This is a genomic window from Bradyrhizobium sp. ORS 278, assembly GCF_000026145.1.
GTDB lineage: Bacteria > Pseudomonadota > Alphaproteobacteria > Rhizobiales > Xanthobacteraceae > Bradyrhizobium.
Window position 1 is genome coordinate 2,062,357 of the sequence record NC_009445.1, and the last position, 16,743, is coordinate 2,079,099.

Genomic DNA, 16,743 nt, shown 5'->3' on the forward strand with positions numbered 1-16,743 from the left:
TCAGGTCGTGACGGGACTCTTTGCCGGCGGCGCCAGCGCCGCGCCCCTGACCGCCGCGATACCCTTCGGATAGCCGCTGCGGTCGCTGTAGAGCCGCTTGCGGCCGCGCTTCGGATCATGCTGCGCCGCCACGTCTTTCGCGGCGATGTAGTCGAGCATGGTGATGCCGCCCACCATCACCAGCGCCGCCATCACGGTGCCGGCGCGCGGATTGCTCGGCCTGACCTCGCCGAGCAGCGTCACCATGTCCAGCCCGTCGCCGGCGACACGGCTCCACAGCCCGGCCCTCTTTTCCACCGACAGCGTCATCACGCCGGCGAGCAGCTCGCGCACGCCATAGGCGCGCACCAGTCCCTCGCGGCCTTGCATGCCGAGCGCGTTGGTCACGCGATGCGGCGCCAGCAGCTCGAGCGTGCCGAGCGCGATCGAGAACCAGCCGAGCCCGCGCGCCAGCCGGTCGGCCGATGTCAGCGAGCTCGGGCCGGTGGAGATGATCTTGGGATCGCCCTTGGAGCGGACCAGATTCGAAAAATGAAACATGATGTGCGCTTTCCTTACGGCTTCAACACGACCTTGACGCAGCTGTCCTGCTTGTCACGGAACGCGCGATACATCTCCGGCCCCTGCGCGAGCGGCACGGTGTGGGTGATGACGAAGGACGGATCGATCTGGCCGTCCTGGATGCGGTGCTTGAGGTCGTCGGTCCAGCGGTTGACGTGGGTCTGGCCGGTCCTGATCGTCAGGCCCTTGTTCATCAGCGCGCCCATCGGCACCATGTCGGAAAAGCCCGAATAAACGCCGGGGATCGAGACGATGCCGCCGGGCCGGCAGACATAGATGATCTCGCGCAGCGCGTGCGGCCGGTCGTTCTCGATCATGAACATCTGCTTGGCGCGGTCGAGCACGCTGTCGGGCTGCGCCATGCTGATATGGCTCTCGAAGCCGACGCAGTCGATGCACTTCTCCGGGCCCTTGTTGTCGGTCAGCTCGTTGAGCCTTTCGACCACGCTCTCCCTGTCGAAATTGATGGTGATCGCGCCGCCGGCCTCGGCCATCGCCAGCCGCTCCGGGATGCGGTCGATCGCGACCACCTGCTTGGCGCCGAGCAGGATGGCGCTGCGGATCGCCATCTGGCCGACCGGGCCGCAGCCCCACACAGCGACGGTGTCGTCCGGCTCGATGTCGCATTGCGCCGCGCCCTGCCATCCGGTCGGGAAGATGTCGCTGAGGAACAGCGCCTGCTCGTCGCTCATGCCATCGGGCACCTTGATGTGGGTGGCGTCGGCGTACGGCACGCGCAGATATTCGGCCTGGCCGCCCGGATAGCCACCGGTCAGATGCGTGTAGCCGAACAGGCCCGCGGTGCTGTGGCCGAACACCTTCTCGGCCATGTGCTTGTTGCGGTTGGTCGTCTCGCACACCGAGAAATTGCCGCGCCTGCACTGGTCGCATTCGCCGCAGATGATGGTGAAGGGCACGACGATGCGGTCGCCCTTCTTCAGCTTGCCGTTGACGCCGGAACCGACCTCGACGACCTCGCCCATCGTCTCGTGGCCCATGATGTCGCCGGGCATCATCGCGGGAATGTAGTTGTGGAACAGATGCAGGTCCGAGCCGCAGATCGCGCAGCTCGTCACCTTGATGATCGCGTCCCTGCTGTGCTCGATCTCGGGATCGCTGACTGTGTCGCAGCGGATGTCCTCTTTGCCATGCCAGACCAGCGCCTTCATGCAATCCTCCGGGAGAATGTCCGGGAAGAAAGTCAGAAGGTGTCGGATGGTTGCTAGCGAAAAGCTCGTTTTTGAGCTCGCTGCTCGCAGTTGCGACGCTCAGTCGGTGAAGTCGAGATTGAACCGGCCGAGACTCGTGCTCTTGGTCGTGAACGACACCGTCTTGCCGTTGAGCTGCGCCAACGTGCCCACCGCGTATTTGATCACGGCCTTGCCGCTGCCCGCCGTGCCCGCCGGCTGACCATCCTTGACCAGGACGACGGCGCTGCCTTCGCTCATCTGCGTCACGGCGAAGCCGCCGGCGATCCGATGGACCCCGCCGGCGAACTGATAGGCTACTTTGAGGCCATCCCATTCCGAGACATTGACCGCCGTGTAGATCGCGTCCTTCATCACGCCCTCGACCGCGAAGCAGGAGAACTGCACCGTGTTGAGAGCGTGGCCGGGGCGATCGCCGATCGGCTCAGGACTCGACGGTCCGATGACGCTGCATTCGTAGTGCGCGAGCACCTCGGCATGCGCGGCCGAGACGAGGCCGGCGATAGGCATTGCGGAGCAGAGCAGGACGACAGGCTTGAACCTCGTCATGGGTGACCTCCTTCGCTGATGCGGCGGCTCACGAGGCCCGATGCATGGGGAACTCGATGCCAGCTCGAGGGAAGCAGCGAAGCCCCGCGCAGCACGACGGGCATTGACCTGCGTCAACTTCAGGCTGTCGCGAACGGCGAACGCGCGTAGCGCTCCTGCGTCCCTTCAGGCCGGAGCCGATGCAGGTTCTGCTGCGCTAGGCCGCCTTTTTGGACTTCACGGCCGCCTTCTTGGCCGGCCTGCCGCCTGTCTTCACCGAAGCGTTGGCGTCCTTGCCGGGCTCGGCCTTCTTGGCTTCGACCTTCTTCGGCAGTTCCACCGCGGCGGCTTGCCGCATCGCGCGGGCGTAGCTGTCGGCGACGTTGTCGGCGGAGATCAGCAGCCGGCGCGCCGCGGCACTGGCCTGCTCGACCACCTCGCGGGCGAGCAGCTTGAAGCGCTCCTTGGCGTCCTTGTCCCTGGCCTTGGCAGCCATGCCGTTGAAGCGGTTCTTGCGCTTCTTCGCCGCCGCCAGGATGGCCTTGTTCTGCTGCTTGGCCAGTTGCCGGATCACGGCATCAAGATCGGCATCCGCCATCGTCGTCCCCGAAACCCCTCAAGAATCAGCGCCCCTGCGCCGGAAAACGCGCGGACTATGCTATTCGCGCCGCCACTTTGCAATCGGGGTATCAGAGGAGGGGAGCTGGCCTTGGGCGGCGCGGGTCCGCGCGGCGCGCCATCGTTCCCGGCGTGAAGCAGGAGATCTGCATGACGGTCATGCGGCGCATTGACGGTGTGTCGGCACCGTTTATGACAATCAGAAACGCGATGTAACCGTTTCTCTGCAATTCCATCAATTCCAATGCAACTGTTGCTCAGCAACATGACCTGCGAACGCATCTTGTTTGTTGGAGTCAGGCTGTGCCGCCCGCATGTGAGTACCTCAGCCTGTTGTCGCGGTTCCGCCGCAACGACAGCGGTAATATCGCCGTCATCTTCGCGATCGCGCTGCTGCCGATCCTGGCCTTCATCGGCTCGGCGATCGACTATTCGATGGCGGTGCGGGCCAAGGCCAAGCTGTCGGCCTCGATCGACGCCGCGCTGCTGGCGGCGACCGGCTATACCGCCATGCGCGGGAGTTCATCGGACGCCAAGACGGCCGCGACCAACATGTTCAACGGCCAGATGTCGGCGCACAAGCTGACGTCGAACTCGCTCAGCATCGACATCACCGACAGCGTCAGTGCACGGACCGTGACGGGTAGCGCGACGGTGGTGGTGAAGACCTCCTTCATGTACATGTTCGGCTATCCGACCATGACGGTCTCGGCGTCCTCGTCGGCGTCTGCCTCGTTCCCGACCTACATGGACTTCTACGTCCTGGTCGACAACTCGCCGTCGCAGGGACTCGGCGCCACCACGGCCGACATGACGACGCTGCAGAACGCGACGACCGACACGTGCGCCTTCGCCTGCCACGACACCTATACGTCGAGCTCGAAGAAGACGCTGCAGACCAACAGCTACTATGACAAGGCGAAGAAGCTCGGCGTGACGATGCGGATCGACGTCGTCCGGTCGGCAACCCAGTCGCTCACGGACACGGCGACCTCCAGCCAGATCGTCAGCAACCAGTATCGGATGGCGGTCTACAGCATGGGGGCCGATTGCGGCTCGCTCGGGCTGACTACGGTCGCCAGCCTCTCGTCGAGCATGTCCTCGGTGAAATCGTCGGTCGGTGCGCTGGACCTGATGACCATTCCCTACAGCGGCTACAACAACGACATGTGCACCGATTTCGACGGCACCATGTCGGCCATGAGCGGCGTCATCCCCACGCAGGGCGACGGTTCGTCGACGAATCCGCAGAAATGGCTGTTCTTCGTGTCCGACGGTGTTGCCGACTATGCCTACCCGACGACATGCAGCAAGACCACCCAGTCTGGGGGACGTTGCGTGGAGCCGCTCACGACGACCACCTGCACTGCGTTGAAGGCTCGCGGTATCAAGATCGCCGTGCTGTACACAACCTATCTCGCCATCACCAGCAACGGCTATTACAACACCTGGGTCAAGCCCTGGCGCGATTCGATCGGCACCATAATGAAATCCTGCGCCAGCCCCGGCTACTACTACGAGGTCGATTCCAGCGGCAGCATCGGCTCGGCGCTGACCGCGCTGTTCCAGCAGGCGATCGCCTCGGCGCATCTGACGAAGTAGCACGCCGCTCTAGTCTGGCAGCGCGACCAGCTCCTGCAGCGTCGTGCTGTCATTCAGCACGGCGAGCGTCTCGCGGCGCGACAGGAAGCCGAGCGCTTGCGTGAACGTGTCAGCATCGGCGATCCGCGCTCTCGCTGTGGCAAGGTCGACGTCGATGTCTCCCGGCGCGCGCGGCCGGCGCGCCGACAGCGTGGCGATGTGCCGCCGGCGAAGCTCGTGGTCCTGCCGCAGTTCGGCCAGCGCGGATGTGTGGACGGGTTGTGGCAGGTCCGCAAGCGCACGCGCCCGGACGAGTACCGGCGGTGGGGCGATCTCCTCCGGCGTCGTGAACAGGCGCCTGCCGAGACCGCGACGGGCCGTCAGCAGGCCGATCGGAATTGCAAGCACCAGGCCGGCGATGACCGGCGACATCCACGCCAGCAGCGGCAGCGACACCGCCGTGGCGCTCGCGGCCATGGCGAGGCCGCACACGGTCGGCAGCGCGAATTTGCGGACAATCTCCTGCCGGCTCACGCCGCCATCGCTGCGCCGCTGCACCTGCCAGCCGGCGTCGCGCCCCAGCAGGATCTCGATCACGGCGACCGACTGGAAGATCATCATCGACGGCGCGATCAGCGCCGCCAGCACCGTTTCCGCGAGAACCGCGACACAGAGACGCAGCCCGCCGCCGAAGCCGCGGCGCCTTTGCGCCGTCAGCAGCGTGGCGAGGCAGGCCAGCAGCTTCGGCACGAACAACAGGCCGAGCGTCGCGGCAAACACCTGCGCGGCGAGAATTGGATCCTGCGCCGGCCAGGATGGAAACAGGGCGAAGCCCTTGGGAAAGTATTCCGGCCGGACGAAATTGGCCTGCAGCGAGATCAGGATGCCGAGCACGAGGAAGGCGAGCCATAACGGCGCGGTGACATAGGCGCCGATGCCGATCAACAGATGCAGCCGCGACACCCAGTGCAGCCCGCGCGCCGGCAGCACCGCCAGATGCTGCAGATTGCCCTGGCACCAGCGCCGGTCGCGCGCGGCGTAGTCGATCAGCGAGGGCGGCACCTCCTCATAGCTGCCGCCGAGATCGACTGTCATGTAGATCCCCCAGCCGGCGCGGCGCATCAAAGCGGCCTCGATGAAGTCATGGCTGAGGATATGCCCGCCGAACGGTTTTCGCCCGCGCAGTTCCGGCAACGCGGCATCGCGTGCGAAGGCTTCGACGCGGATGATCGCGTTGTGGCCCCAGTAATTGCTTTCGGCGCCGTACCACCAGGCGTTGCCCGAGGCGATGACGGGACCGTAGAGACGGCCGGCGAACTGCTGCAGCCGCGCGAACAGGCTGCTGCCGTTGACGATCACGGGCAGAGTCTGGATCAACGCGGCCTGCGGTGTCTCCTCCATTGCATGGGCCAGCCGCACGATGGTCTCGCCGCTCATCAGGCTGTCGGCATCGAGGATGATCATCTGGTCGTAGGCCGCGCCAAAGCGCCGTACCCATTCGGCGATATTGCCGGACTTGCGCGCGACGTTGTCGGCGCGATGACGGTAGTAGATGCGCGCCGTGCCGCAGGCCTGGCGCAACGCCAGATACGCGGCCTCCTCGCCGATCCAGATGTCGGGATCGGTGGTGTCGCTGAGCAGGAACCAGTCGAAATGCGCGGCCTCACCGGTCGCGGCGATCGAGTCAATCATGGCGCGCAGCCGGACCATCACGGCATCCGGGTCCTCATTGTAGGTCGGCAGCAGCATCGCGGTACGGGTCGAAAGCGCGGGCAGCGGACCGTCCGTGGGGATCGCGATCGTCTCGCGCGGCCGCAGCAGCATCACGACGAAGCCGGCCAGCGCGGTGACGAAGGCGAACGAGATCCATGCAACGAGGATGCCGAACAGCACGAGCACCATGCCTTCCAGCACGGTCACGCCGCCGACCTCGACGACCTCGTACATCTTGATGCAGCCGGCCAGCGTCAGCGCCGCGGTGCCGGCGAGCACGAGGCCGCGGCGAAGCGCGATCCCCGCTCCATCGCGCATCGGTGTCCGCTCAGCTGCGGCGCGCGACAGCGGTGACGGCACCATGTCGCGCGGCGCCTCGGCGGGAAGAAAATCCACGCCCGCATCGTCAATCCGCAACGGGCGCGGCGTGCGTGCGCTCACGGCGTCCATCGATAGATCCATGTCTCTGAGGCGAGCTTGTCGCTCGCATACAGCTCCACGCGCAGCTCGACGGGCGCGTCCTTGGCGGCGCACTGGAAGCTCAGGCGCCAGCCGCCGGTCTCGGGATTGGGCTGGGCGACGATATTGGCCACCTCGGTCTTCTCGGCATTGACGACGGCCTTCACCGTGGCGGGATCGAGTCCCTTCAGGACATCGCCTGCGAGCTCGAGCACGAACAGCCGGCCCTCTCCCTGCGCGGCCACGCCGGTCCGGGTGAAGCGCGCCAGCGCGTGCGGTTTCGGCGTGTCCTGACCCCAGTGCAGGCGATAGGTCATGTTGTGCTCGCCCTTGGCGGCGAGCGCCGTCTTCGGCCGCCAGAACGCGGCGATGTTGTCGTGGATCTCCTCCTTGGTCGGAATCTCGAACAGCACCACCGCGCCTTCGCCCCAGTCGCCGATCGGCTCGATCCACAGGCTCGGCCGCTTTTCGAAATGCGATTCGAGGTCCTGATAGGCGGCGTAGCTGCGCTCGCGCTGCATCAGGCCGAAGCCGCGCGGATTGAGATCGTTGAACACGCTGACCTGCAGGTCGCGCGGATTGCTCAGCGGCCGCCACAGCTGCTCGCCCTTGCCGTTGAACATCGCGAGCCCGTCGGAATCGTGCACGGCGGGACGGAAATCGTCGCTGTCGCTGCGGTCGTTGGGCCCGAACAGGAACATGCTGGTCATCGGCGCCAGCCCCGCATGCGCGATCTCGACCCGCGGATACAGCGAAGCCTCGACGTCGAACACGGTGGTGTCGCCGGGGCGGATGGTGAAGCGGTAGGAGCCGGTGGCGCTCTTGCTGTCGAGCAGCGCATGCACCACCATCGCGGTCGCGCCCGGCGTCGGCTTCTCCAGCCAGAACGTCTTGAAGACCGGAAACTCCTCGCCCTTGGCCTCGCCGGTGTCGATCGACAGGCCGCGTGCCGACAGCCCGTAGATCTCGCCCTTCGCCACCGCGCGAAAATAGCTCGCGCCGAGAAACACGCAGACCTCGTCGTAATAGTCCGGCCGGTTCATCGGCGCATGCAGGCGGAAGCCGGCAAAGCCGAGATCGGCCGCCGGAAACGCCGGCACCTGCGGCCCGAACGCGAAATCCTCGGGACGATATGTCACTGGCCTGGCCTGGCCGTCCGAGACCTCGTAGATGTCGACGCGATCCTTGTAGATGAACCCGCGATGAAAGAATTGCGCCTGGAACGGCAGCTTGTCGTCACGCCACAGCGCGTGCTCCGGCAGAAACCGGATCGAGCGATAGGCATCGTAGTTGAGCTTGGCCAGCGCGTCCGGCAGCTTGTCTTCCGGCGCGGAATAGGGCTTGGCCGCGAGCGCGCGCGCGAGATCGCGCACCATGGCCGCGCTGAACGGCTGCGCCGCCGGCGCCGCGGCCGATGCGCCTCGCGCGAACGAGGCGGCAATCGGGATCGCAGCCGCAGATTGCATGAACTGACGGCGATTCAACTTCATCTCGCTTTGCTGAATGAACGCCGGAGCAACATTTCTGCAGCCCTGCGGTTCCATTTCAATTGATATGGGATGCGCAGCATGCAGCCGGCGCCATGAACGGCGTGTGAGCGACGGCAGCCAGCGCACGAGCATGATAATATCGTCGTCGGCTCTTTCGGCAGTGACGGTCCGTAGGGTGGGCAAAGGCGCGGCGACACGGTCCGCAATTTTGCTGCGCTCTCTCGCGCGCCGTGCCCACCATGACGTCTACGTGTCGTGGACGGACGGTGGGCACGCATCCGCCCTCCGGGCGGCTGCTTTGCCCACCCTACGAGGCTGTGAATCTTTCGATGCCTATTCTCGCTGACTATGATTCTCTGAGCGGAGCGGTTTGCTGGAGGTCATGATGGCTAAGGACGAGCTTTTCGATGGATTGCCGGAGCAGTCGGGTCCCAAAGCGCGGGAGCTTCCGAAGGGTGCGCCTCGTCTGCGGGTTCCGGAGCGCAACCAGGTCGAGCTGCGCGCGGTCGATATCGACAGCCTGATCGGGCAGGATCATCCGGCGCGGATGATCTGGACCTATGTCGAGACGCTCGACCTGAGCGAGTTGGAAGACCGAGTGAAGGCGCGGGAGAACAGGCCTGGTCATCCGGCACCGTCGCCACGCCTTTTGCTGGCGCTCTGGCTCTATGCCACCAGCGACGGCGTCGGCAGTGCTCGGGCGCTGGATCGCCTGTGCGAGAGCCATGATGCCTATCGCTGGCTGTGTGGCGGGGTATCGCTGAACTATCACACGCTATCGGACTTCCGCGTCGGCTGTGCCGATGTGCTCGACCGCCTGATGAGCGAACATCTGGCGGCGTTGAGCGAGGCCGGGCTGGTCGATCTCGATACGCTGGCACAGGACGGGGTGCGGATCCGCGCCAATGCGGGGGCCAGCTCGTTCCGGCGCGAAGCGAGGCTGCAGCAGAAGCTGGCGGAAGCAACGGAGGTGGTGGAAGAGCTCAAGCGGGAAGTCGATGCAGATCCAGAAGCCAGCAACCGGCGCATCCGCGCGGCGCGTGAGCGCGCCGCACGCGAGCATAAACAGAAGGTCGAAGCGGCGCAGGCGGCGCTGGAGGAGATCAAGCGCAAGCGCCAGAAGCTCGAGGAAAAAGGCGGTAACGGCAAGAAGCCGAAGGAGCCTCGGGCCTCCACCACCGATCCGCAGGCGCGGCGGATGAAGATGGCCGATGCCGGCTTCCGTCCCGCCTACAACGTGCAGGTCGTCAGCGCTGCAGCTGCGATGATCGTGGTCGCAATCGACATCGACAACAACGGATCAGACGGCGGCCTGATGCGACCGATGCTGGAGCGGCTGCGCGACAAGCTGCAACGCCTGCCCAGGCGCTACCTCGTCGATGGCGGATACTGCCGTGGCGACGACATCGAATGGGCGCATGGCCAGAACATCGAGATCTACTGTCCGCCGCGCTCGCAAAAAAGCGGTGTTGATCCTTATCTGCCCCGAGATACCGATGGCCCTGGTGTGGCGGCCTGGCGAGCGCGCATGGCGAGCGAAGCCGGCAAGGCTCAGTATCAGCTCCGCTCGCTGTGCGAATGCATCCACGCCCGCTGGCGCAACTGGGACCTCCGGCAAGTGACGGTACGCGGCATCGACAAGGTTCGCGCCGTCGTGAGCTGGTACGCGTTCACCAACAACCTTCTGCAAGGATTGCACCTCATCGCCTGTCAAAAAGCAGCATCATAGTCGCCGGGAGCGGCATCCGAGGGATCCTCCGGGACAATCCGCCGCACAGAGCCGCCCACAACGGCTATCCCGCGGCGACAGCCCCCTCGTCGCAAACTCAGCCCTGAACTCAAATTGGCTCACAAGCTCTACGGCTCATCGCGCACATTGGTAGCCCCCGGATGTTTTCCCGGGGCGCTTCACTCTGCATGCTGGCGGGAGCGGCTCACGGCCCGGGGCTCCGCTGATCGCCGTCGCAGCCAGTCGCGGAGGCTGACGAGTTCGGGGCAGTCTGCCGTGCCCTCCGACGCCATCAGCCAGTGTCCCAGGCCGCTGCCATCACCGATCCTGTCCGAGCGATAGCCTGGATGATGGCCAAGGCCGCGGCTGATCAGCACGTCGATCTTTCCTTCGATCAGTTCGTGCAAGCCGGCCGGCTGCAGCACGCGCAAGCCGATCTCCGCATGTGTGCGCCGGAATGTCTCCAGGTCCAGACAGCGCAGATCGAACTTGTCGTGGACGCCCAGCTGCAGCAGCACCGCACAGCGAGGCCTGAGGTGCAGGGTCGCGTCAGCGATGCGGCGAAAGCCCTCGGAGATCCCGATCAAATAGTCTTGCCCCTCTTCGGTGAGGACGAGTTGCTTATGCAGACGCTCGAAGAGCCGCACCCCGAGGCGTAGTTCAAGGGCCTTGACGTGCTGGCCGATCGCGGCCGGCGTCACGTGCAGCTCATGCGCGGCCAGCTTGAAGCTGAGATGCCGCGCCGCCGCTTCGAAGGCACGCAGGGCGTTGAGGGGAGGGAGGCTGTAGGTCATCGTCACGCACTCTGGCATGGCTCGGCCAGGCGGCTGCAATAGATTTTCTATCGCTGAGCCGAAGAAACTCTGCTTTGAGGCGCGCGGGTGGTCCCGGCTAGGCTCTGCCTGCTCGAGCGCTGGTTTGGCGCCGCAGCCAGCAAGGAGGCTTCGATGCCCGAGACACATCCCTTCTACCAGTCGCACCGCAGCGCGATGCTAGCTGTCATGCACCAGTGCCTAGACCTTGCCGCTCCTTTGTTGTGCCAACGCGTCGAGCTGAGCAACATCGCTGCCGTCAGGCAAGAGGTCATCGACGAGTTCGACATCGTGCTCAGTCAGCTGCCCTATGTCGGAGGCACCGCAAGCCGGATGACCGCGTTCTTCATGCAGCTCATCGGCTTCATGGCAATGGGACGCGTGCTCCGGCGGCGCGGGTTGCCGCCCGCCGTGATCGGCGACATCGCGCGCGAGGTCCACAAGGCGCAACTGCTCACGGAGCCCGAAGCACAGCGCCTCGAAGCGGGCCGCCGCTTCATTTCGCCCGAGAACCGGAGCTTTTTGCGCGACCAGGCGGCGTTGAGCACGTCGGAGGCCCATCGGCAAGAATGTCCCGACGACTTCATTTACGACGTCGTCGAGCCCGGACCAGGTGACACCTTCGCTTTCGGCATCAACTACACAGCCTGCGGCTTCTGCAAATTCGCAGCTCGATATGGCGACAAGGACGTCCTTCCGAACCTCTGCGGTCTGGACGTCGACGCCTATGCGACCCGCGGCATCCGCCTTGAGCGGACGCAGACGCTCGCCGGCGGCGCCAGCCACTGCAACTTCCGCTTCTCGCGGCTGGAGACGGACCAGCTAACACATGGGACGTATGAAGATAGCAAGCCTCGCGCGCTGCCAGTTACCGCGCCCTCTCCCCTTGTGGGAGAGGGCATGTAGGACAGAGCGGCAAGCTCGGTTGAGTGAGGGGTCTCTCTCCACCAATGCTGCTCGCCGAGAGGGACCCCTCACCCGACCGCGTATTCGGATGGGCCGGTGATGCCCTCTCCCACAAGGGGAGAGGGCACTGTATTGCGCAGTCTTGCTGCGGTACGCAGGAAGAAAGACAGGCAGGTCAAGGGACAGTGAAAAGAACGGCATCCGTATATAAGAAAAAGGTGCTGTTTTACGGAAATCATGATTGTATATGATCATCCCGTCTCGATCTGAGGGGCGTATCGCGGTCGTCACGAACGTTGATGCGGGATGCGATGGGCGTGTCGGGCTGCAGCGCGAGCGATCGTGCGGACGAACAGCGCGGTGCGCACGGTCAAGCCGTGTGGTTCTGATCTCCCGGTGCCGAGATCAAGTCTGTGCCGGCGACGGCGCGGATGACAGGGTCAAACAGCCGGTCCCTGGGGAGAGCGCGGAGCAAGCCGTAAAGCCATCGCGCAGGGAAGGCCGGGATGTCCCAGCCGATCCTGTGGTTCCTACCCCGTGCATTTCTCACGCACGGGGGCCATGGGGGCGGCGCGCTCCCGGTCTTCCCTGCGCCCTCTGTTCTCGGGGGCAAACGAACAGCAAAGCTCGGGCGCAGATGCGCCGCGAGGAGTTGACTGCATGTCTAAGCGATACAGCGCTGCCGTAGCCCGGATGAGCGCAGCGACATCCGGGGTCCAACGCGCTGTACCGGAGAACCCGGATGTCGCTGCGCTCATCCGGGCTACGCATAAGGCGGTGCCACACATTCGGTGTCATCCCGGGGCGCGCGTAGCGCGAGCCCGGAATCCATCGGGCCGCAGGTGTCGTCGCCAAATGGAGTCCGGGCTCGCGCTTTCGCGCGCCCCGGAACGACGGAGGACACGGTGGCGGCCTCACAACTCCCTTGCATTGCTGAACGCGAACGAGCTGACGCGGCGCGTGGTCTCGTCCAGGATCAGCGTGCGCGTGATCGGCGGCTCGGCGCGCTGGGCGCAGTTTTCGCGCTCGCAGAGCCGGCAGTTGACGCCGATCGGGGTGCCCTCGGTTTTCTCCAGGTCCATGCCGGCGGCGTAGACCAGGCGCGAGGCGTGGCGGATCTCGCAACCGAGGCCAATGGCGAAGCGCGGCTGCGGCAGCGGATGCGGCGCCACGGGGCGGCGAACCATCTGGGCGATCGAGAAATAGCGCGAGCCGTCCGGCAGCTCGATGATCTGCTTCAACAGCCGATCGGGCGTGTCGAAGGTCGAATGCACGTTCCACAGCGGGCAGGTGCCGCCGAACTTGGAGAACGGGAAGGTGCCCGAGGAAAAGCGCTTGGAGACGTTGCCGGCATTGTCGACGCGCAGCATGAAGAACGGAATGCCGCGCGCGTTCGGCCGCGACAAGGTGGTGAGGCGGTGACAGACCTGCTCGAAGCCGGTGCTGAAGCGCTGCGCCAGAACGTTGATGTCGTAGCTCAGCGCTTCCGCAGCAGTGAGGAACGGCGCGTAGGGCATCATGACGGCGGCGGCGTAGTAGCTCGCCAGCGTCATGCGGTAGAGCCGGCGCGAGGTGTCGTCGATCGCCCCGGCGCGGCCGATGATGATCTCGAACTGCGGCAGGCACTCGGCCATGCCGAGCTGCACGGCAAGTTGGAAGGTGCGGCCGGGACCGTCGACGAGTTCGGAGATCAGCAACTGACGACGATGGCGGTCGTAACGCCGCAAGGTCTCGCGCATCACGTCGACCGGCATCACCCGGGTCTGCACCGAATGTTTTTCGCGCAGCCGCGTGGCGAGCGCGGCGTACAGTCCCTCGGCAGGCACGTCGAGCGCGTCGCGCAGGGCTTCGGCCTGCTGCTCGAGCTCGGGAAAGTAGTTGCGGTTGGCCTCGATCAGGTCGCGTACCCGCTCGATCGGGTTGGCCTCGAAATGGCCGCCGGCATTGCGGTCGGCCATCTGCGCCGCCACCAGCGTCTCGCCGCGCCGCGCCTCGGCATAAGCCGCGTACAGCCGCTGCAGCGCGTGGGTGACGCCGGGGCAGAGCTCGGCGAGGTCGCGCAGCTCCTGCTTGGGCAGCTCGATCTGGCGGAACAAGGGATCGGAGAAGATCTCGTTGAGCTCGGCGAAGAAGCGGTCCTCGTCGGCGGTGGCGAGGTCGCGCAAATCGAGGTCGTAGACCTCCGCCAGCCGCAGCAGGATCTGGGCGGACACCGGGCGCTGGTTGCGCTCGATCAGGTTGACGTAGCTCGGCGAGATGCCGAGACCCTCGGCAAGCTGGGTCTGGGACAGCCCGAGCTGCTGGCGGATGCGGCGGAAGCGCGGCCCGACGAACAGCTTCTTTCCCGATTCACCGGGCATCGCAACCTCCAACGGGCCGCTCGGCCCAGGATTTTTGACAAAATTTACAAAATGACATTTGTTACAAGTGATGATGTTACATGACATCACCATTCGGAAACAAGGCCTCTATACGAAGCTGCCGGTTTCGCGTTTATCTCTGGTCACGCAAATCGCAATGCACTGTCAAAGTTGTGACGGACGATGGAGGGTCTCATGACCAGCAATTTCTGGGTGATCGGCGGCGAGTTCGGCTCGATGAATTTCCACAAGCTGGTGGAAGGCTCGGCCCAGGTGAAGGGCCCGTTCAAGTCGCGCAAGGAAGCCGAGGATTGCTGGCGCGAGGTCTCCGAGGAGAACCGCCACAAGGCCGGTGTCCGCTTCTCAATCGTCGAGGAGCCGCAGCGCGCTCCGGCCGCTTGAGGCGGTCAGGCAATCGAGGCATTGCCGGGTATCTGAATAAAGCTCAAGGAAGAGCCCAAGGACGGGGCGGTCTCAGCCGGGTCACACCGGAAGAGGCCGCCCACGTCCGTTTTGGGCGCCTCGTTGCGCGGCTGATTATCTCAGCGTGCGTATAACCCTTTGAAGGCAAATGGGGTTTGCGGAATACTCGGTTACTGATAGGTTAACGGGAGAAATCCTGGCGAAACCAGGGCCGAACCGTGAAAGCGTGAGCGATGTCCGAGGCTCCCGACAGCAGCACCGAACCCCGTCCCGTGCGCCTGCGCGAAGCGCTGCGCCAGGCCCGGCTCGAGGCCGCGGACCGGACGGGCGTCGTGGTCGATCTGCGCGATGCCGAGGTGGCGCGGCTGGAGATCCTCAACGACGCGCTCGATCCGCTGTTCGCCGAGATCCCGAACCAGATCGATCTGTTCGATCGCGGCATCAGCCAGGGGGAGACGCCGCGGCTGTGGATCGACGTGGTCGCTCATATCGTGATGGGACGGGACAAGCGGCAGTACCGCTTCGTCCAGGACACCCGCAACGGCCGCATCGTGCTTGCGGAGTCGCACGACATCGGCGTGATCGTGAAGGCGGCGACGGACTACGTCGCCCGCCGCATGGTCGAGCGCGAGCGGGCCTTCAGCGTGGCGCGCGAGCAGGGCCAGCCCAGTGTCGCGCCGACCACGCGGAGCCGAGTTTGGCCGTTCGTGATCGGCTTCGTTCTTGGCGCAGTGTCGCTGTTCGGCTTCGCGCTCTACGAGAGCCTGAAGCCGGTCAGTTTCTGACGCGATCACAGCAGCCGGATCTGGCGGATTTCGCGCACGCGCCGGGCGTCGTTCACGGAGCGCACGGTCATGTCGCAGCGCCAATGATTGCCCTCGGCCGCGATGGCGAAGATGTTGTAGGCCGCAGCCGGCGTGTGCCCGTGCGCCAGCGAGGATGCGGAGGGCACCCCGACGACGGGGATCTTGCGCTCGGGGCCGTCGATCCAGATCGTCGAATGCACGTGGTCATGGCCGTGCAGCACCAGCTCGACGCCATGGCGGGCGAGCAGCGCGATGAGCTCCTTGGAATCGATGAGCCGCTTCATCCGGTTGGCCGAGCGCAGCGGATGATGCACCAGCAGCACGCGGAACAAGGGCTCATGCGCGATGGATTGGAGCAGTTGCTCCAAGGCAGCGAGCTGGGCGCTGCCGATGCGGCCGGTGGCCATGAACGGCGCCGACGGGACCGCGGAGGACAGGCTGATCAGCGCCAGCGGCCCGCGCCGGCGCAACGACGGGAAGGTCGCCGGTCCCTCGGCGTCGCCGCCGAAATAGGCGGCAAAGCTCTCGGCGAAGCGCAGCCGCGTCGAGCGCACATAGGCGTCGTGATTGCCGGGAATCGCCGTGACCTTGTCCGGCGGACCCACGGTGCGGAGCCAGGCCTGGGCGACGGGGAATTCGGACTCGAGGGCGAAGTTGACGAGATCGCCGGTCACCGCGATCTGGTCCGGCATCTGCGCGTGCAGATCGGAGATCAGCAGATCGAGGATATCGAGGCGGTGATATTTATAGCGGTTGCGCGTCCAGTTGAGATAGCCGAGCGCCCGCTTGCCGGCGAGCTCGGACAGGCGCGGCCGGTGCTGGGGCGCGAGGTGCGGGTCGGACAGATGGGCGAGCGTGAAGGCGGCCATCACGCGTCTCTGCGCCGATGTCGGATGCGGGCGCGTCCAGCCATCATGTCGTGCTATCCCTCATGTCAGGGGCTCTCATCGCAAGCCCCGCCCTTCAGCGCAAGACCAACAGGGACGACGAGCTTTGACGACAACACAGCTCAGCAGGTGGCGGATCCGCTTCGAGCCGGTGCTTCGGCGCGGCTTCCACCTCTATTGGCGGTTTGCCCGCGGCATGACGCTCGGCGTCCGCGGCGTCGTGCTGGATGCCGAAAACCGGGTGTTCCTGGTCCGGCACGGCTATGTCGCCGGCTGGCACCTGCCGGGTGGCGGCGTCGAGGTCGGCGAGACGTTCCTGCAGGCGCTCGAGCGGGAGCTGTTCGAGGAGGGGCGGATCGCGCTTGCGGGCGAGCCCGAGCTGCACGGCATCTTCCTCAACAGCCACGTCTCGCCGCGCGACCACGTCGCCGTCTTCGTTATCAAGGGGTTTACGCAGGACCGGCCGCCGGAGCCCAACCGCGAGATCGTCGAGACCGGCTTCTTCGCCCGCGACGCGCTGCCGGAGGGCACGACGCTCGGCACGCTGTCCCGCCTGCGCGAGGTGCTGGATGGCGTTAAGATCATTCCCACATGGCGGCCCGACCCGGCCGGACCATTATGAATTTCTGCACCGAAAGGCGGCACTCTCCCGGCCATGGGAG

Annotated in this window: 15 protein-coding genes; 6 read left to right on the forward strand and 9 right to left on the reverse strand. The window is 65.4% G+C overall.

Going from position 1 to position 16,743, the window contains the following annotated elements:
• The 4 genes from BRADO_RS09115 to BRADO_RS09130 form a co-directional block, all read right to left on the reverse strand.
• On the reverse strand, nucleotides 1–540 hold the full coding sequence (locus BRADO_RS09115; protein WP_011925029.1) for a hypothetical protein: 540 nt from the start codon (nucleotides 538–540) through the stop codon (nucleotides 1–3).
• A gap of 14 nt (nucleotides 541–554) precedes the next feature.
• Nucleotides 555–1,730 carry a zinc-dependent alcohol dehydrogenase gene (locus BRADO_RS09120; RefSeq protein ID WP_011925030.1) on the reverse strand — a complete coding sequence of 392 codons (1,176 nt, stop codon included), beginning with the start codon at nucleotides 1,728–1,730 and terminating at the stop codon, nucleotides 555–557.
• A 99-nt stretch (nucleotides 1,731–1,829) separates the two neighbouring features.
• The gene (locus BRADO_RS09125; RefSeq protein WP_157872535.1) at nucleotides 1,830–2,318 is read right to left on the reverse strand and encodes a hypothetical protein; all 489 of its coding nucleotides are present in this window, start codon (nucleotides 2,316–2,318) and stop codon (nucleotides 1,830–1,832) included.
• A gap of 196 nt (nucleotides 2,319–2,514) precedes the next feature.
• A complete protein-coding gene (locus BRADO_RS09130) occupies nucleotides 2,515–2,895 on the reverse strand; it encodes a hypothetical protein (protein ID WP_011925032.1) in 381 nt (126 codons plus the stop codon).
• Nucleotides 2,896–3,218: 323 nt separating this feature from the next.
• Between BRADO_RS09130 and BRADO_RS09135 the strand changes: the two genes are divergently transcribed.
• Nucleotides 3,219–4,517 carry a TadE/TadG family type IV pilus assembly protein gene (locus BRADO_RS09135; protein WP_011925033.1) on the forward strand — a complete coding sequence of 433 codons (1,299 nt, stop codon included), beginning with the start codon at nucleotides 3,219–3,221 and terminating at the stop codon, nucleotides 4,515–4,517.
• Between the two features lie 9 nt (nucleotides 4,518–4,526).
• Here BRADO_RS09135 and mdoH read toward each other — a convergent pair whose 3' ends face one another.
• Together mdoH and BRADO_RS09145 are read right to left on the reverse strand one after the other, a co-directional pair.
• Nucleotides 4,527–6,659 (reverse strand): glucans biosynthesis glucosyltransferase MdoH, encoded by a 2,133-nt coding sequence (gene mdoH, locus BRADO_RS09140; RefSeq protein WP_041756274.1) that lies wholly within the window; start codon nucleotides 6,657–6,659, stop codon nucleotides 4,527–4,529.
• The gene (locus tag BRADO_RS09145; RefSeq protein ID WP_011925035.1) at nucleotides 6,647–8,134 is read right to left on the reverse strand and encodes a glucan biosynthesis protein G; all 1,488 of its coding nucleotides are present in this window, start codon (nucleotides 8,132–8,134) and stop codon (nucleotides 6,647–6,649) included. The genes mdoH and BRADO_RS09145 overlap by 13 nt, the downstream gene beginning before the upstream one ends.
• A 406-nt stretch (nucleotides 8,135–8,540) precedes the next feature.
• On the opposite strand from BRADO_RS09145, the gene BRADO_RS09150 reads away from it, so the two are divergent.
• On the forward strand, nucleotides 8,541–9,887 hold the full coding sequence (locus BRADO_RS09150) for an IS1182-like element ISBrsp2 family transposase (RefSeq protein ID WP_050781079.1): 1,347 nt from the start codon (nucleotides 8,541–8,543) through the stop codon (nucleotides 9,885–9,887).
• 179 nt (nucleotides 9,888–10,066) lie between these two features.
• Here the strand turns inward: BRADO_RS09150 and BRADO_RS09155 are convergent, their stop codons facing one another.
• Complete coding sequence (locus BRADO_RS09155) at nucleotides 10,067–10,681, reverse strand: LysR family transcriptional regulator (RefSeq protein WP_041757388.1); 615 nt, start codon at nucleotides 10,679–10,681, stop codon at nucleotides 10,067–10,069.
• Nucleotides 10,682–10,834: 153 nt separating this feature from the next.
• Between BRADO_RS09155 and BRADO_RS09160 the strand changes: the two genes are divergently transcribed.
• On the forward strand, nucleotides 10,835–11,605 hold the full coding sequence (locus tag BRADO_RS09160; RefSeq protein WP_083795036.1) for an L-2-amino-thiazoline-4-carboxylic acid hydrolase: 771 nt from the start codon (nucleotides 10,835–10,837) through the stop codon (nucleotides 11,603–11,605).
• A gap of 914 nt (nucleotides 11,606–12,519) precedes the next feature.
• Here BRADO_RS09160 and BRADO_RS09165 read toward each other — a convergent pair.
• A complete protein-coding gene (locus BRADO_RS09165) occupies nucleotides 12,520–13,965 on the reverse strand; it encodes a short-chain fatty acyl-CoA regulator family protein (RefSeq protein ID WP_011925038.1) in 1,446 nt (481 codons plus the stop codon).
• Nucleotides 13,966–14,160: 195 nt separating this feature from the next.
• Here BRADO_RS09165 and BRADO_RS09170 point away from each other — a divergent pair, with 195 nt between their 5' ends.
• Nucleotides 14,161–14,367 carry a hypothetical protein gene (locus BRADO_RS09170; RefSeq protein WP_006612464.1) on the forward strand — a complete coding sequence of 69 codons (207 nt, stop codon included), beginning with the start codon at nucleotides 14,161–14,163 and terminating at the stop codon, nucleotides 14,365–14,367.
• A 254-nt stretch (nucleotides 14,368–14,621) separates the two neighbouring features.
• Nucleotides 14,622–15,173 carry a hypothetical protein gene (locus BRADO_RS09175; protein ID WP_041756275.1) on the forward strand — a complete coding sequence of 184 codons (552 nt, stop codon included), beginning with the start codon at nucleotides 14,622–14,624 and terminating at the stop codon, nucleotides 15,171–15,173.
• A gap of 5 nt (nucleotides 15,174–15,178) precedes the next feature.
• Here the strand turns inward: BRADO_RS09175 and BRADO_RS09180 are convergent, their stop codons facing one another.
• A complete protein-coding gene (locus BRADO_RS09180) occupies nucleotides 15,179–16,063 on the reverse strand; it encodes a metallophosphoesterase (protein ID WP_041756276.1) in 885 nt (294 codons plus the stop codon).
• Nucleotides 16,064–16,187: 124 nt separating this feature from the next.
• On the opposite strand from BRADO_RS09180, the gene BRADO_RS09185 reads away from it, so the two are divergent.
• Nucleotides 16,188–16,703 carry an NUDIX domain-containing protein gene (locus BRADO_RS09185; protein ID WP_197535377.1) on the forward strand — a complete coding sequence of 172 codons (516 nt, stop codon included), beginning with the start codon at nucleotides 16,188–16,190 and terminating at the stop codon, nucleotides 16,701–16,703.
• Nucleotides 16,704–16,743 lie beyond the last annotated feature (40 nt).

Excerpts from the sequence above, each read along its gene's own strand:
- BRADO_RS09115 (WP_011925029.1), bottom strand. The coding sequence starts at position 540 with ATGTTTCATTTTTCGAATCTGGTCCGCTCCAAGGGCGATCCCAAGATC.
- BRADO_RS09120 (WP_011925030.1), bottom strand. The coding sequence starts at position 1,730 with ATGAAGGCGCTGGTCTGGCATGGCAAAGAGGACATCCGCTGCGACACA.
- BRADO_RS09125 (WP_157872535.1), bottom strand. The coding sequence starts at position 2,318 with ATGACGAGGTTCAAGCCTGTCGTCCTGCTCTGCTCCGCAATGCCTATC.
- BRADO_RS09130 (WP_011925032.1), bottom strand. The coding sequence starts at position 2,895 with ATGGCGGATGCCGATCTTGATGCCGTGATCCGGCAACTGGCCAAGCAG.
- mdoH (WP_041756274.1), bottom strand. The coding sequence starts at position 6,659 with ATGGACGCCGTGAGCGCACGCACGCCGCGCCCGTTGCGGATTGACGAT.
- BRADO_RS09145 (WP_011925035.1), bottom strand. The coding sequence starts at position 8,134 with ATGCAATCTGCGGCTGCGATCCCGATTGCCGCCTCGTTCGCGCGAGGC.
- BRADO_RS09150 (WP_050781079.1), top strand. The coding sequence starts at position 8,541 with ATGATGGCTAAGGACGAGCTTTTCGATGGATTGCCGGAGCAGTCGGGT.
- BRADO_RS09155 (WP_041757388.1), bottom strand. The coding sequence starts at position 10,681 with ATGACCTACAGCCTCCCTCCCCTCAACGCCCTGCGTGCCTTCGAAGCG.
- BRADO_RS09160 (WP_083795036.1), top strand. The coding sequence starts at position 10,835 with ATGCCCGAGACACATCCCTTCTACCAGTCGCACCGCAGCGCGATGCTA.
- BRADO_RS09165 (WP_011925038.1), bottom strand. The coding sequence starts at position 13,965 with ATGCCCGGTGAATCGGGAAAGAAGCTGTTCGTCGGGCCGCGCTTCCGC.
- BRADO_RS09170 (WP_006612464.1), top strand. The coding sequence starts at position 14,161 with ATGACCAGCAATTTCTGGGTGATCGGCGGCGAGTTCGGCTCGATGAAT.
- BRADO_RS09175 (WP_041756275.1), top strand. The coding sequence starts at position 14,622 with ATGTCCGAGGCTCCCGACAGCAGCACCGAACCCCGTCCCGTGCGCCTG.
- BRADO_RS09180 (WP_041756276.1), bottom strand. The coding sequence starts at position 16,063 with ATGGCCGCCTTCACGCTCGCCCATCTGTCCGACCCGCACCTCGCGCCC.